This is a genomic window from Peptacetobacter hominis, from assembly GCF_006861675.1.
Lineage (GTDB): Bacteria > Bacillota > Clostridia > Peptostreptococcales > Peptostreptococcaceae > Peptacetobacter > Peptacetobacter hominis.
In genome coordinates this window covers 1-16,169 of the sequence record NZ_SGJB01000006.1, presented here as the reverse complement: position 1 = coordinate 16,169, position 16,169 = coordinate 1, and the positions used below count along the sequence as shown (strand labels likewise).

General features: G+C 32.0%; 17 protein-coding genes. 16 read left to right on the top strand and 1 reads right to left on the bottom strand.

Features of this window, described 5'->3' with window-relative positions:
• Positions 1 to 29 precede the first annotated feature (29 nt).
• The gene (locus EXD82_RS04190) at positions 30 to 875 is read right to left on the bottom strand and encodes a CvfB family protein (protein ID WP_142535662.1); all 846 of its coding nucleotides are present in this window, start codon (positions 873 to 875) and stop codon (positions 30 to 32) included.
• 164 nt (positions 876 to 1,039) lie between these two features.
• Here EXD82_RS04190 and EXD82_RS04185 point away from each other — a divergent pair, with 164 nt between their 5' ends.
• From EXD82_RS04185 to EXD82_RS04110, 16 genes are all read left to right on the top strand, one after another.
• Positions 1,040 to 1,774 carry a GntR family transcriptional regulator gene (locus EXD82_RS04185; RefSeq protein WP_142535661.1) on the top strand — a complete coding sequence of 245 codons (735 nt, stop codon included), beginning with the start codon at positions 1,040 to 1,042 and terminating at the stop codon, positions 1,772 to 1,774.
• A 22-nt stretch (positions 1,775 to 1,796) separates the two neighbouring features.
• Complete coding sequence (gene nagA, locus EXD82_RS04180; RefSeq protein ID WP_142535660.1) at positions 1,797 to 2,924, top strand: N-acetylglucosamine-6-phosphate deacetylase; 1,128 nt, start codon at positions 1,797 to 1,799, stop codon at positions 2,922 to 2,924.
• Between the two features lie 22 nt (positions 2,925 to 2,946).
• Entirely contained in the window at positions 2,947 to 3,690 is a 744-nt protein-coding gene (gene nagB / locus EXD82_RS04175; RefSeq protein ID WP_142535659.1) for a glucosamine-6-phosphate deaminase, read from the top strand.
• 201 nt (positions 3,691 to 3,891) lie between these two features.
• Complete coding sequence (cdd, locus tag EXD82_RS04170; RefSeq protein ID WP_142535658.1) at positions 3,892 to 4,284, top strand: cytidine deaminase; 393 nt, start codon at positions 3,892 to 3,894, stop codon at positions 4,282 to 4,284.
• Positions 4,285 to 4,296: 12 nt separating this feature from the next.
• Positions 4,297 to 4,995, top strand: coding sequence for a response regulator transcription factor (locus EXD82_RS04165; protein WP_142535657.1), 699 nt, complete (start codon positions 4,297 to 4,299; stop codon positions 4,993 to 4,995).
• Between the two features lies 1 nt (position 4,996).
• On the top strand, positions 4,997 to 6,490 hold the full coding sequence (locus EXD82_RS04160) for a HAMP domain-containing sensor histidine kinase (RefSeq protein ID WP_142535656.1): 1,494 nt from the start codon (positions 4,997 to 4,999) through the stop codon (positions 6,488 to 6,490).
• Between the two features lie 193 nt (positions 6,491 to 6,683).
• Positions 6,684 to 7,370 carry a VTC domain-containing protein gene (locus tag EXD82_RS04155; protein ID WP_142535655.1) on the top strand — a complete coding sequence of 229 codons (687 nt, stop codon included), beginning with the start codon at positions 6,684 to 6,686 and terminating at the stop codon, positions 7,368 to 7,370.
• A 56-nt stretch (positions 7,371 to 7,426) separates the two neighbouring features.
• Positions 7,427 to 8,077, top strand: coding sequence for a hypothetical protein (locus EXD82_RS04150; protein WP_142535654.1), 651 nt, complete (start codon positions 7,427 to 7,429; stop codon positions 8,075 to 8,077).
• 21 nt (positions 8,078 to 8,098) lie between these two features.
• Complete coding sequence (locus EXD82_RS04145) at positions 8,099 to 9,562, top strand: arylsulfotransferase family protein (protein ID WP_142535653.1); 1,464 nt, start codon at positions 8,099 to 8,101, stop codon at positions 9,560 to 9,562.
• Positions 9,563 to 9,729: 167 nt separating this feature from the next.
• Positions 9,730 to 10,395 carry a YczE/YyaS/YitT family protein gene (locus EXD82_RS04140; RefSeq protein ID WP_142535652.1) on the top strand — a complete coding sequence of 222 codons (666 nt, stop codon included), beginning with the start codon at positions 9,730 to 9,732 and terminating at the stop codon, positions 10,393 to 10,395.
• Between the two features lie 405 nt (positions 10,396 to 10,800).
• Positions 10,801 to 11,340, top strand: coding sequence for a helix-turn-helix domain-containing protein (locus tag EXD82_RS04135; protein ID WP_142535758.1), 540 nt, complete (start codon positions 10,801 to 10,803; stop codon positions 11,338 to 11,340).
• A gap of 32 nt (positions 11,341 to 11,372) precedes the next feature.
• On the top strand, positions 11,373 to 12,428 hold the full coding sequence (gene potA, locus EXD82_RS04130) for a spermidine/putrescine ABC transporter ATP-binding protein (RefSeq protein WP_142535651.1): 1,056 nt from the start codon (positions 11,373 to 11,375) through the stop codon (positions 12,426 to 12,428).
• Positions 12,418 to 13,257, top strand: coding sequence for an ABC transporter permease (locus tag EXD82_RS04125; protein ID WP_142535650.1), 840 nt, complete (start codon positions 12,418 to 12,420; stop codon positions 13,255 to 13,257). Before potA ends, EXD82_RS04125 begins: the two co-directional genes overlap by 11 nt.
• Positions 13,258 to 13,379: 122 nt before the next feature.
• The gene (locus EXD82_RS04120; protein WP_334295908.1) at positions 13,380 to 14,054 is read left to right on the top strand and encodes an ABC transporter permease; all 675 of its coding nucleotides are present in this window, start codon (positions 13,380 to 13,382) and stop codon (positions 14,052 to 14,054) included.
• Positions 14,054 to 15,118, top strand: coding sequence for an ABC transporter substrate-binding protein (locus EXD82_RS04115; protein ID WP_142535649.1), 1,065 nt, complete (start codon positions 14,054 to 14,056; stop codon positions 15,116 to 15,118). Before EXD82_RS04120 ends, EXD82_RS04115 begins: the two co-directional genes overlap by 1 nt.
• A gap of 108 nt (positions 15,119 to 15,226) precedes the next feature.
• Positions 15,227 to 16,000 carry a glycoside hydrolase family 73 protein gene (locus EXD82_RS04110; protein ID WP_142535648.1) on the top strand — a complete coding sequence of 258 codons (774 nt, stop codon included), beginning with the start codon at positions 15,227 to 15,229 and terminating at the stop codon, positions 15,998 to 16,000.
• Positions 16,001 to 16,169: the final 169 nt, after the last annotated feature.

Genomic DNA, 16,169 nt, shown 5'->3' with positions numbered 1-16,169 from the left:
AAAGAGCTGAATTTCAGCTCTTTTTTATTTTATTTAAGATATGTTCCATTTTCGTCCTGATATACAATGCCTTTTTTCATAAGTACTCCAAGGGCTCTTTTGAAGTTTTTCTTACTTGAATTGAAAAGAATTCTTATATCATTAGGATCTGATTTATCGTTGAATCTCATATATCCGTCGTTACCTTCCATGTAACTTAAAATTCTATATTCAACGGAATCCATTTCAGTTTTTCTGTCAGCTCTAGGAGTAAGTCCAAGTTTTCCGTCCTCGTATATTTTTATAACTTTAAGATTTTCCATGACCTGACCGATTTCAAGTTCTGTATAGTATTCGTTGTTAAGGATTACCGCAGCAAATTTATTATCTACACAAAGCATTGCAGTTTTGTTTGTCTGGAATCCATATACTATTCCAGTTATAGTGTCGCCTTCTTTATATTCATGATCAGTAGAAAGATAAAGGTCTATATCTGTAGTTGCAGCAATTCTTCCGCTCTTGTCAAGATATATGTAGAAAAGATATTTTTCATCAAGGAAAAGAGGAAATTTCTTTTCTTTGAAAGGAACCAGGATATCTTTTGGAAAACCTGCATCTACAAAAGAACCTATATCTGTATTTGATACAACTTTAAGGTATGCTATATCTCCAACCTGTGCAAGAGGTCTGTCCATAGTGGCAGCTTTTCTGCCTTTGGAATCTATAAATATAAATACCTCAATTTCATCACCTATATTTATTTCAGTTCCTTCTTTTATAAATTTGTTGTGAAGAAGTATATCGTCTGATGAATTTCCCGTCTGGCCATCAAGGAAATATCCGAACTCTGTTTTTCTTTTAACTTCAAGTCTGTTAAGTTTACCTGTATTTACCAAAATTTTCACTCCTTACGATTTTATTTCTAGATACTATTATAATATATATCTGCCGGTAATTGTAAAAATAAATTTACATGGACAAAAAAATATTAAAAAGGTTGAATTAAATGTATAATTGGATTATAATTGGTATATACCAAAAAGATGGATAGGTGAGTTGTATGAAAAAAATAGATAAAAGCAGCTCTACACCTCTGCATATACAGATACAGTCGATGATAAAAGATATGATATTTTCAGGAGAGCTGAAAGAGGGAGAAGCGATACTTCCTGAAAGAGAAATATGCAGAGAACAGGATGTAAGCAGAATGACAGTAAATAAAGCTATAAATGCCCTTGTATCAGAAGGACTTTTATATAGAGTTCAGGGAAAGGGTACTTTTGTAGCGGAAAAAAAGAAAAAATATCAGTTCAGAAATGCAAATGGATTTACTGAAGTTATGAGAAGCAAGGGAATAGAAATAAGAACAGATATACTTAAATTTGAAATGATGATTCCCGATGATGAGATAAGAGAAAAGCTTGAAATAACGGATAAAAGTGAAAATGTTTATAAGATAGCGAGACTTAGATATGTAGAAAACGATCCTTTTGTATATGAGATTGCATATTTATCAGAAAGAATATGTGAGGGAATTACAAAGGGAATGCTTGATAATAGATCTCTTTATGAGCTACTTGATGAAAAGTTCGGATATAGAGTTAAATCTGTGGATCAGATAATAGAGCCGATAGAACTTGTAGGAAAAGAAAGAGAGCTACTTAAATGTGATGCAGGAAGGCTTGCTCTTAAAATACAGAGAAAATCATATAATGAGGCCGGTGTTCTTATAGAATATACGGTTTCGATAATAAGAAGTGATAAATATCAATACGAACTTAATATAGGAATGTAGGCTGAAAGCGAGGGATAAGAAAATGAAATGTATTGTAAACGGTAAAATTATATTAAAAGACAGAATAATTGAAGGTAAGAATCTTATATTTGATACAAAGATACAGGATATATCAGATTCTATACCAGAAAACTGTGAAATAATAGATGCCAAAGGAAATTATGTATCTCCAGGTCTTATAGATATACATATACACGGTAATGGTGGAGAAGATACAATGAATGGTACAGATAAAGCCATAGAAACAATGTCTTCATATGTTGCAAAAAATGGTGTTACAGGATTTCTTCCTACTACAATGACAATGGGTAAAAATGACATATATACAGCTCTTGAGACAGTAAGAAGAGCAAAAACAAGAAAACTTAATGGAGCACAGGTACTTGGTTCACATGTTGAAGGTCCTTTTATAAATGAGGAATATAAAGGAGCACAGAATAAAAAATTCATAGCAGTTCCTGAATTTTCATTTATAAAGGATTACTCTGATGTTATAAAAGTAATAACTATAGCTCCGGAAAAAGACGAAAACTTTGACTTTATAAAAGCAGTAAAAAGAAGTACAGATATACTTATATCAATGGGACACAGCAAGGCGACTTTTGAAGAGGCAAACAAGGCAGTAGATGCCGGGGTAGGAAGTGTTACACATCTTTTCAATGCTCAGACAGGACTTAATCACAGAGAGCCTGGGATAGTAGGAACTGCACTTACAAGAGATATTTATACAGAAATAATAGCAGATACAATACATGTAAACAAAGGACTTTTCCAGTTTGTCGTAAACAACAAAGGTAAAGATAAACTTATACTTATAACAGACTCTATGGAAGCCGGTGGACTTGAAGATGGAATATATTCACTTGGTGGACAGAAAGTAATAGTCAAGGATAAGGCTGCAAGACTTGAAAATGGAGCTCTTGCAGGAAGTGTATCAGCAATGAATGACATGGTAAACAATTTCTATACAAATACAGATCTTACAATAGTTGAAGCAATAAATCTTGCTTCAAAAAATCCGGCACAGGCAATAGGATTATATGATAGAAAAGGAAGCATAGAAGTTGGTAAAGATGCAGATATTGCAATATTTGATGAAAATATGAGATGTAAAATGACTATATGCACAGGAGATATAGTTTATAAATAAATATAATTTTGGAGGATATGAGATGAAAATATTAGTATGTAAGAACTACGATGAAATGAGTGAAAGAGCTGCAAGAATATTTGCTGCACAGCTTATATTAAAACCGGATACAGTTTTAGGACTTGCTACAGGAAGTACACCAGAGGGAATGTATGCATCTCTTGTAGAAAAATATAATGAAGGAAAGATAGATTTTTCAGAGGTTACAAGCTTTAACCTTGACGAATACTACAACCTTCCAAAAGAAAATGATCAGAGTTATGACTACTTTATGAAAAAACATCTTTTTAATCATGTAAATATAAAGAACTATAACCTTCCAAACGGAATGGCTGAAGATGTTGAAAAAGAATGTAAGGATTACGAAGCAAAAATAGACGCAGCAGGTGGAATAGACATACAGGTTCTTGGAATAGGTCAGAATGGGCATATAGGATTTAACGAACCTGCATCAGCATTCAAAAAAGAAACTCATCTTGTAGAACTTACAGAATCAACTATAGAGGCAAACTCAAGATTCTTTGAATCTGCTGACGAGGTACCTAAAAAAGCTGTAAGTATGGGTACAGGAACAATAATGAAGTCAAAGAAAATAGTTCTTCTTGCTTCAGGAGAGGCAAAGGCAGATGCTATAGCAAAAACTGTATATGGAGATATAGATCCTATGGTTCCAGCTTCTATACTTCAGCTTCATAAAGATGTTGTTCTTGTTCTTGATGAAAAAGCAGCGTCAAAGCTTGATCCAAAAGATTATACAAGAATGTAAAACAGCATATAGGAAATATAAATTATACATGGATATACCCACTGTGATTAAAATCATGGTGGGTATTTTTTATATATAGATATCCTGATAATATAAAATACAGTAATTATACAATGCTGTTAAGGTAAAATTATGATAATAATGATATTATAATTATAATAGATAAATTATGCATATATAAAAGTAACAGGAGATGATTTTATGGATAAAATAATAGATAAAGCCTTTGAAGCTCAGAATAATGCATATGCTCCATATTCAAAATATAAAGTAGGTGCATGTGTTGAAACATATGACGGAAGATTTTATATAGGTGCAAATATAGAAAATGCATCATATGGACTTACATGCTGTGCTGAAAGAAATGCTATTTTTGCAGCATACTCAGATGGATGTAGAAAAGAAAATATAAAATCCATTGCAATTGTTACATCGGGTGATGTTCCTGCATCTCCTTGTGGGGCATGTAGACAGGTACTGTCTGAACTGATACCTAAAAAAGCGGAAATTATTCTTTCAAACGGAAAAGAAGTTTTAGTTACAGATATAGAAAGTCTGCTTCCGATGTCGTTTGGTGCAGATGATATAAAGTAGGTGAAAAATATTATGAAAAAGCTTATATATATAGCTGACGATGACAAAAATATAAGAGAACTTGTGGAAACTTTTCTTAAAAGTTCTGACTATGATGTAGAGGCTTTTGAAAATGGAGAGCTTTTACTTGAAAGGTTCAGAGAAAAAGAACCGGATATGGTGCTTCTGGATGTAATGATGCCGGGAATGGACGGATTTGAGATATGCAAAAAGATAAGAGAGGAAAGTACAGTCCCTATAATAATGCTTACTGCAAGAGGTGAGGATATAGACTATATAACGGGAATAAGTCTTGGAAGTGATGATTACTTTACAAAACCATTTAGTCCGATGGCGCTTATAATGAGGATAAAAGCAGTATTTAGAAGAATAGATATGGAAAGAGAAAGATTATCTGAAAGTGCAAATGAACATCAGGAGGAATTATGCTATGGAAGTATATGCATCAATCCTGCAAATAAGACAGTAAATTATAATGGGAAAGATATAAATCTTACTCCAAATGAATTCAGTTTACTTGAGTATCTTTTTAAAAATAGTACAAGAGCAGTTTCAAGAGATGAGCTTCTGGATGAAATATGGGGATATAGTGCTGATATTGAAACGAGGGCAGCTGATGATACAGTAAAAAGACTTAGAAAAAAAATCGCTGATACAGATATAGAAATAAAGACTGTATGGGGATTTGGTTTCAGACTTGGAGAAAAATAATATGGATAAAATAAAAGAAAAACTAAGTAAAAAGCGGTTGTTTGATAATAATATAAGAAACAGAATACTTTTCAACTTTTTACTGCTTCTGGCAATAGCTTTTCTTGTAATATCTGTTTCATTTAATATCCTTATAAGTAGATATATAGAAAATACTGCGGAAAATCAGCTTGAAAAAGCCACTTTGATTGTAAAAAACATTGACGTCGAGGGTATGAAGGGGCCGGAGGATAAAATAACCGAATCAGAAATATTTTCAGAAGATGAAGCAAGTATATTCAGATTTTTAAAAGATACAAATAATAGAATCAGAATAGCTCAGGAAAATTCTGATGCTGAAGCTATGGCAATAGATGAAAACTACAATATGTTATTACCTAATAGAAACAATGATTTTCTGAAAAATATAGATGAATTGGAAAACATATGTGAAGTGATGAAGTCTGAGAATATAACTCCCGGAGAAGGTGGTATAAGAAGAATAAAAACACAGAACTCGGAATATTATATTACATCAGTAAAAGCAACTATAGAATCAGGAAAAGAAGAATCGGTTTCAGAAAATACATATATAGTATTATTTGTGAATATAACCAACAATCTTGTTCTGATAAATGGTATAAATGCAATGCTTGCTACAATTATGTTTGTTGTAGGAATATTTGCGGTTATTGTATCAGGGATGATATCAGAAAAAATAGCAAAACCTATAAATGAGCTTTCAGGATTTGCTGAAGATATAGGAAAGGGAGATTTTAAAAGAAGAAAATTCAGTTTCAGCGATAGAGAATTTGAGGAAATGGCTGAAGTTATGAATAAAAGTGCTGAATATCTTGACAACAGAAATAAAGAACAAACAGTATTTTTCCAGAATATATCCCATGAACTCAGAACACCTCTAATGTCGATAAACGGATATGCTGAGGCAATAAAGTATAAAATTATGAACAGTGAGGATGCGGCGGATGTAATATTGAAGGAAAGTGAGAATCTTAAATCTATGATAGAGGATATAATATATATATCCAAGATGGACAGCGATATGAAAAAATACGATATGAAGGTGCATGATTTAAGAGAAATCATATCCTCATGTGTTTCTGGAAGGAATATAATAGCACAGAACAAAGGTGTAAAAATAGAATGTCTGTTTGATGATTCCGAGATACCTATAAAATGTGATGTAAGAGAATTTTCAAAAGCTATTGAGAATATCATAGGAAATTGTATAAGATATGCAAATAATAAAATAACTGTGGAATGCAGAGAAGACAGAAAGAATATAACAGTAGTAATATCAGACGATGGAAAAGGAATAAAATATGAGGATCTGCCTCATATTTTTGAACGATTCTATAAAGGTGAGGACGGCAAACATGGTATAGGACTTTCAATTTCAAAAGAAGTTATAAATAGACATGGTGGAAGAATATACGCTGAAAATAATGAAAAAGGTGGAGCAAAATTCACAATCGTACTGAGAAAAATAAAATAATTCAAATAAGATGTATCCAATTTCGGGATACATCTTATTTTTTTACAAAAATAGACAGGGTTTAATCATTCTTACAAATATGCCACATTTTTACCTTTTTTTTACGGGGATTAAAAATAGCTGCTGAAATATAATTATATACATAGAATATATCCAGAAAATATTAATCAAATATAAATGGAGGAAGATAATTATGAGAGGAAATCTTAAATATAAATTTGAAAAGAAAATAAAAATGAATAAGGAGGAGTCAGAAGTTTTCACAAGACGACTCGATATGATAATAAAATACCGAAATGAAAAAATAGAATGTGAAAATATGACGATAAGAGATCTTTATTTTGATGATCCACACAACGAAGAATTAAAAGAGGAAATAAATGGTCTGGAATTCAGTGAAAAATTCAGAATAAGATACTATGAGACAGAGATTGAAAATATAAGGCTTGAAAAAGTAATGAAAAATGGTGGAAAGGTATGTACGATAGGAACAAATATAACAAAAGAAGATGCTGAAAATATACTGCTTGGTGATATAGAGTACCTGGTGTTTTCAGAAAAACATATACTAAGAGAATTCTATCTGAAAATGATGTGTATGCTTATAGAACCTAAAGCTATTATAAGGTTCAATAGAATACATGTAAAAGACAAAGAAAGAGATCTTGAGATATGTGTAGATAGTGAAATAAGTGCATCTTTGAATGAAAAGGAAATACTAAGTGAGGCTCTGAAAACTGTTCCTGTATCAGAAGATGGTAGCTGTACAGTAACAGTAAATCATAAAAGAAAACTTCCTGAAGCAATTGAATATCTTATAAGAAGTAAGGAAAATGAAGGTGGTGATTTTCAGAATCAACAAAGCAGAATGATATTTTAATATAAAATATTCGACATACTATAAACAATTTATAAAATCGAAAGGAGAATAAAAATATGTCAGGATTTATCGAAAATATCAAAACAATTTATATGGGGATGACGGCTTCCTTTTCAGCTGCAGATATGGTGGTTGTAGCCCTGTCAGCAGCTGTAATAGCAGTCTTTATAGGACTTTTATACGAGGTACTTTATGGAGATGATGTAAAAAATATGAAAGCAACTCTTATAGTGGTTTCGCTTTCAGTAGCTATGGTAAGTATGACAACAACTTCTCAGATTATAATAGCAATACTTGTTTTTGCAGTATTTTCTGTAATAAAGATGGATGCCGGAAATATAAAGGATTCATGCTTTATTCTGTGGGCAATATCAATAGGGTTTGCATGTGGAATACAGTTTGTTCCTCTGGCAGCATCAATCTCACTGATAGCAGGAATACTGTTATATGTAATATCATTTCTTGAAAAGAAGAATCATATGTACAAAATAAAAATAGAATATAGAAATGAGATAATAGAAGATGAAATATCAGATATGATAAAATCGTTTGATGGAAAATACAATATGACAAGAAAAAAAATAACATCAGATGGTAATTTTGAAACTGAATATAACATAAAAATGAAGAAAGAGAGTATGGATTTTATAAACTCTCTAGGTCAGATAAATGGTGTAAATTTTGTTGATATGTGTATAGAAAAGTAGGAAAGAAGGTATAAATATAAGATGAAGAAGATTTTCATTGCTATAGCAGCTGTAGTCCTTACAGCTGTTATAGTAGTATTTGCGGTTGGTAATATAAATAAAGATGATGGAAGAAATTTTAATATAGAATTCAATGGAAAATCTATTTCCATGAACAGTAACAATGGAGAAAAAGGATATAATGTATCAGAAATGAGAACAGGTGCTGTAAACAATATAAAAATAAAAGATATATCGGAAGTGGAACAGATAAAAATAAATGATATAGAGTATCCGGTAAAAAGTGAATTGAAATACAGTATATCGTCTATAGATGATGAAAATAAAATAAAATTATCGGTCAAGTTCAGCGATGATAATGGGACTTATGATTATTATATAAATACAATGAGTACAGATTTTCCAGGATACAGTGTAAAAGCTGAAAGCCCTTATGATGGGGACTATTATATGACTACTCATAATGAAGAGCACAACTATGTGTTTGTTTTGAATGAAGATGGAAGTATGAAATACTATAAAGAAACTGAATCAAATCCGTTTAATTTCCAGAAAGTTACAACAGAAGATGGAGATATAAGATATCTATATATGGATACTCTTAAAGATAAATCATACAGAATAAGTTCAATAGGCTACTCTCCAACTCAGCTGGTTGTACTTGATGAAAATTACAATGAGATAAATAATATAATGATGTCTGAATATGACACAATAGAGGAGGGAGATCCTCTTGAAAACCATGATTATATATACATAGATGATAATCATTATATTTTATCCAGTTATCAGCAGGTAACAGCTACAAATATTCCAGATTCAGTATCAGGTGGAAAAACACCTGAGGTTGTTGAAGAAGTTATACAGGAAGTAAAAGATGGAAAGGTAGTATGGCAGTGGAGATCATCTCAGTATCCGGAATTATATGCTCAGAGTAAAGAGGGCAATACATACTCAGAGGAAAATGATTCAGCACTTGATTATCTGCACTTTAACTCAATGACAATAGATGAAAGTGATGGAAATCTTGTATGTTCTTTCAGAAATCTTGATGAAGTAGTAAAAATAAACAGAAAAACAGGAGAAATCATGTGGACTCTAGGTGGAGATGGAGATGATTTTTCGATGACAGAGGAACAGAAATTTTCAAGACAGCATCATGTAACATTTACAGATGACGGGTATATCACTGTCTATGATAATGGAGATAAAAATGAAAGCACAAGAATTGTAAAACTTAAACTTGACGAGAAAAATATGAAAGTAACAGAATATGCTTCATATGATATAGGTGATTTTTATAAATATATGGGATCTGTAAGTGAAGTTGACAAAGATAATCAGGTATTTATGATTGGAACTGGAGGAAAAACTTCAGAGCAGGATACAGTAGCATTTGAGAAAAACTTCTCTACAGGTGAAGTGTACTTTGAATTTGGATTTGACAGTGGTGAAAGTATGTATAGATGCCACAAAATAAAATAAATATTTAGATTACAGTTAAAAAAGACTCCATGACAAAAATATAACTTATATAATATCAAACAAAAAGCTATGAATAAATAAATCCGATAGATATATGAAAAAGCTGTAAATTTGAACGGTTTTGGTGTAATATATAGGTAAGGGAATATTTTTTCAGAGGTGATGAAATGTTTAAAAATATAAGTGAGAGAATCACAAAACTTGTTGTGGGTCTTTTTATATGTTCTGTGGGTATAATAATGACAATAAATTCAAACCTTGGTATGCAGCCATGGGATGTTTTACACCGGGGTATTTCTCAAAAATTTGGAATAACAATAGGAACAGCCAGTATAATAGTTGCAGCACTGACAATGCTTGCAGGTCTTTTACTTGGAAATAATATAGGATGGGGAACTGTATGTAATATAATTCTTGTAGGATTTTTCATGGATTTTCTTCTATATACAGGATGGATACCATTGGGAACAGGAATAGTATCAGGTCTGATATTACTTATAGGCGGACTTATAGTAATGTCTTTCGGTATGGTCGTGTATATGGACAGTGCCCTTGGAAGTGGTCCAAGAGATGGACTTATGGTTTGTCTTCAGAAAAAAACAGGTAAAACTGAAAATGTTGTAAAAGTTACTATGGATGTTGCAGCTCTTGCAGCAGGAGTTCTACTTGGAGGACAGGTTGGAATAGGAACAGTTATAAGTGCTATAGGCCTTGGATATGCCATAAAAATAGTATTTAAGTTATGTCACTTCGATGGAACTCGGGTTGAAAACAGATATATAGTGGATGATATAAAATTTATAAAAGGTGTTGCATCTGATAAAATAAGATAATTCGCCTTGAAAATCTTAATATGTTTAGTAAAAGCATCGATCTTTAATGATTGATGCTTTTTATTTTTTATAAAAAGTATAGATTGAGTGAATCTCATAAGATATAGCAAAAGTTATAAATCAGCTATATATAGAGAAATGTTAAAAAGTGTAATATAAAAACTGTTCAAATAAATCGACGAAAAGATTACTAATATTAAACATAGAAAAAATTAATATAAGAAAATATAAAAAAATCAAATTGATATCCAGTAAATACAAAGATTACAGGAATTGTATAAAAATTATAATTTTACGAAAAAAAGGTTGAAAAAAATAAACTTTTTGTTTATAATGAATACTGTTGTTTAGAAAAAATAAACTAATAGTTTAGTAAAATGATAGAAAAAGAGGGATTGGCCGATGATGGAAATAGGAAAAAAAATAAAGAGGCTGAGAATAGAGAAACAGCTCACCCAGGAAGAGCTTGCAAATAGATGTGAGCTTTCAAAAGGGTTTATATCACAGCTTGAAAATGACCTTACTTCTCCGTCTATAGCAACTCTTATAGATATACTGGAGATATTAGGAACTAATCTCAAGGAATTTTTCAGCGATACAGAAAGTGAAAAAATCGTCTTTGTAAAAGACGATATGTTTGAAACTGAAGATGAAGATTTAGGATATGAGTTTAAGTGGCTTGTACCGAACTCACAGAAAAATGAGATGGAGCCGGTAATAGTTACAATAATGCCTGGAGGAAGATACAAAGAGGAAAAACCACATGAGGGTGAAGAGTTCGGGTATGTTCTTGCGGGATCTGTTTATCTCCATCTTGGAGAGAAAAGTTTAAAAGTAAGAAAGGGAGAGAGTTTTTACTTCAAGCCAAAAGCTAAGCACTATCTTGCAAACGAAGGCAAGACGGTAGCGAAAGTTCTTTGGGTGAGTACTCCACCTACATTCTAAATAAAGGATAAGATGAGAAAGAGGTGTTTGATTTGGCAGAAAATATAATAGAGTTAAGAGGCGTAAATAAAGTTTATGATGACAACGTGGTACTTGATAACTTTAATCTTGATATAAAGAAAAATGAATTTCTTACACTACTTGGACCAAGTGGATGTGGAAAAACTACACTACTTAAGATAATAGCTGGATTTGAATATGCAGACGATGGAAAGGTAATATTTGAAGGAAAAGAGATAAACGACATGCCTCCAAATGAAAGACATGTAAATACAGTTTTCCAGAAATATTCTTTGTTTCCTCATATGAATGTTTATGAGAATGTAGCTTTCGGATTAAAAATAAAGAAAACTCCTAAAGATATAATAGACCAGAAGGTAAAGGAAGTTTTAAAACTTGTTGCTCTTGAAGGATTTGAAAAAAGAGATATAGATTCTCTTTCAGGTGGACAGCAGCAGAGGATAGCAATAGCAAGAGCAGTCGTAAATGAGCCAAAGGTGCTTCTTCTTGATGAACCTCTTGGAGCACTTGACCTTAAACTTAGACAGGAAATGCAGGTGGAACTTAAGAGAATACAGAAGAAACTTGGAATAACATTCGTATTTGTTACACATGACCAGGAAGAAGCTCTTAGTATGTCTGACACAATAGTTGTACTTAACAAAGGAAAAATACAGCAGATGGGTACTCCTCAGGATATCTACAATGAACCTAAAAACGCATTTGTTGCAGACTTTATAGGAGAAAGTAACATAATACCAGGTACAATGCTTGAGGACTTCAAGGTTGTGTTTGCAGACAGAGAATTTGAGTGCGTTGACAAAGGCTTTGATAAAAACGAGGAAATAGAGGTTGTAATAAGACCAGAGGATATAAAAATGGTATCTCCTGAAGAAGGTATGTTAAAAGGTATAGTAAAATCTACAATATTCAGAGGGGTTCACTATGAAATAGAACTTGAAGCTAATGGTATAACTTGGCTTCTTCACAATACTCAGAATGCAGAGGTAGGTACAGAGCTTGGTATGGATATATATCCAGAAGATATACACATCATGAAAAAAGCAGGTGAGTGCCATGAAAATTAAGAACTCTAAATCTTTATACGCTTATCCATATGTGGTATGGAGTGCAATATTTATAATAATACCTCTTTTGATGGTGGTATATTACAGCTTTACTCAGGAAGTCGATGGTAAAGTTGTGTTTACTCTTGCAAACTTTAAAGAAGTACTTGATCCTATATATATTAATGTATTTGTAAGATCTATACTTATCTCAGGACTTGCAACGCTTATATGTCTTATTGTGGGATATCCTGTTGCATATCTTATAACAAAGGCTCCTTTAAGCAGAAGAGGAACTCTTATAGTTCTTTTTATACTTCCTATGTGGATGAACTTTCTACTTAGAACTTATGCATGGGCTGCAATACTTGGGCAAAATGGACTTTTAAGCAGTTTTCTTGGAATATTTGGAATAACATATCATTCAATACTATATACACCAGCAGCGGTTCTTGTAGGGATGGTATATGACTTCCTTCCATTCATGGTTCTTCCGATATATACATCTTTATGTAAAATGGACCATGACCTTATAGATGCAGCATATGACCTTGGGGCTGGAAGTTTTACAGTGTTTAGAAAGATAATACTTCCGCTTAGTATGCCTGGAGTATTTTCAGGGATAACTATGGTGTTTATGCCTTCAGTAACATCTTTCGCAATATCAAGAATACTTGGTGGAGGAAAGACAATGCTTGTAGGAGACCTTATAGAACAGCAGTTTACAGTTGTAGGAGACTGGAACTTCGGTTCTGCAATATCAATATTCCTGATGATAGTAATACTTATATCTATGAGAATAATGTCTAGAATGGATGATGGAAAAGGAGAAGGAGGAATGATTATATAATGGCTAAAAGAGTAAATAAAAAAGTAAAAATAGTGTCAGATATATATATGTTTCTAGTATTCCTGTTTCTGTACATACCTATTTTTGCGCTAATAATATTTTCATTCAGTGACTCAAGATCAATGGGTCATCTGGGAGGATTTACAACTAAATGGTATGTTCAGCTTTTCCAGAATGAAGCTATAATGTCTGCTCTTTACTATACAATAAGTATAGCTGTAATAGCATCTATTATATCTACTATAATGGGAACTTTTGCTGCTATAGGTATAAATAAAATGAGACCTAGAAATAAGGCGATAATGCTTAATGTAAACAATCTACCAATACTTAATACTGAAATAGTAACAGGTATAGCTATAATGAGTCTTTTTACATTTGTACAGATGGATTTCGGATATTTTACAATGCTTATATCTCATATAATGTTCTGTATACCATATGTAATACTTTCAGTGCTTCCTAAACTTAGACAGATGCCTGAAAACATAGAAAATGCGGCACTTGATCTTGGTGCTACACCTTTTTATGCACTTAGAAAGGTTATAATACCTCAGATAAAACCGGGAATAGTATCAGGATTTCTTATGGCATTTACAATGTCAATAGATGATTTCATAATAAGTTTCTTCAACTCAGGTAATGGTGTATCAAATCTTTCTATAGAGATATATTCTATGGCGAGAAGAGGTATAAAACCTGAAATAAATGCGCTTTCAACTCTTATGTTTACGGCAGTTATAATACTTCTTATACTGTCTAATAAAAAGCAGTCTATAGCTGAGGGGGGAAGATAATGAAAATATCAAAAAAATTTACAGCACTTTTAGTTGCAGTAACTATGTCTGTAGCTTCAGCAGCTATGTTCACTGGATGTGGAAAAAATTCAGATTCTTCAAAAGTTCTGAATGTATATAACGTAGGTGACTATATAGATGAAAGTCTTATAGAGGTATTTGAAGAGCAGACTGGTATAGATGTTCAGTACTCTACATATGATACAAATGAAATGATGTATCAGAAAGTAAAAAGTGGAAGTACAAAATACGATATAGTAGTACCTTCAGACTACATGGTATCAAAAATGATAAAAGAGGGAATGCTTGAAAAAATTGACTTTAACAACATTCCAAATATGAAGAATATAGATGAGAAGTTTCTTAATCCCGAATACGATCCTGAAAACGAGTACAGTGTTCCATATATGTGGGGAACTGTAGGAATAGCATATAATACAAAGTATGTTGATGAAGAGGATATAGGTTCGTGGGATATACTTTGGAACCCAAAATATAAAGGAAAAATAATGGTATTTGACTCAGTAAGAGATACTCTTGGAGCGGCTCTTATAAAACTTGGATACAGTATGAATACGACAAACCAGAAGGAAATAGATGAAGCAAAGGAAATTCTTATAGATCAGAAACAGTATGCACTTGCATATGTAAATGATGAAGGTAAGGATAGAATGGTTGGGGAAGACGCTTATATAGGTATGTTCTATTCGGGAGATTATCCGCTTATGAGTGAGGAAAATCCGGATATAGATTTCTTTGTTCCTGAAGAAGGAAGTAACAAGTGGGTAGATGCAATGTGTATACCGACTACATGCGAAAACAAAAAGGAAGCTGAAATGTTTATAAATTTCATGCTTGATCCTGAGATAGCAAAAATAAACACAGAGTATATAGGATATTCAACTCCGAATAAAGCCTGTATGGAACTTCTTGATGAGGAAATAACAAGTGATGAGGATGCTTATCCTAGTGATGAACTTCTTAATAAATGTGAAACTTTTATAGACCTTGGAGATGCAATTAAAATGTATGACAAGGCATGGATAGAACTTAAATCAGAATAATAATAGATTACCTCCTGATAATTTTTATTGGGAGGTATTTATTTGAGATGATATACAAGTGATGATATAATAAAAAACAGGTCTATAATATGAAAAGGAGCGTTTTGTATGAAAAAATCCCCAAAAGGTAAATCTACTATTATAAGTAATGCTAAAAAATACTGTGATGATGTACTCTATACTTTTGAAAACAGAAAAAAGGAAAAAGACACAAATAAACATAATAACAAAACAAAATCTCAGAAAACAAAAGGAAAAGAAAGAAAGAAAAAAACTGTGAAATCAAAATCATCCAAAGGAAAAGTGTCGGTAAAAAGAGATATTTTTGTAATAATAACAGTCATGATAATATTTGGTCTTATTTATTCAGTCTTTGGAAAAAGATATTTAAATGAAATGGATAGAGATGATTTTATAAATACTATCACACCAATGGCTGAAGAAATATACGAGGATTATGGAGTACTGCCATCTATTACAATATCGCAGGCTGCTATAGAATCAAATTGGGGAAAATCAAAACTTTCTGAAGACGCATACAATCTTTTCGGAATCAAAGCGGACTCTTCATGGAGTGGAAAGTCAGTGGTAATGTCGACAAAGGAAAATTACAATGATACAATCGATGCGTCTTTTAGAAAATATTCATCATACAGAGAATCAATAATAGACTATGCGGAATTTCTGAAAAAAAATAAGAGGTATACAGATTCAGGATTTTTCAAAGCGAAAGATTATAAAGGACAGGCACAGGCCCTTGAGGACGCAGGATATGCAACAAAAGAGAATGAAAAGGGAGAAAAGATATATGCTGATGTTCTTATAAATACTATTGAAAGCTATGAATTATATAAGATAGATGAGAAAATAAAAAATAATTAAAAAAAGTTTTGTAAAAAGTGTTGACTCTTTTTGAATAAGGTGATATTATAATACTTGTCCTTGAGAGAGGGCAAAAGAAAATAAGAAATGAACTTTGAAAACTGAACAGCAGATAAATTTGTTCGAACGATTTGTTCGGACTCTTACAAACCATAATTAAGCCAGATAT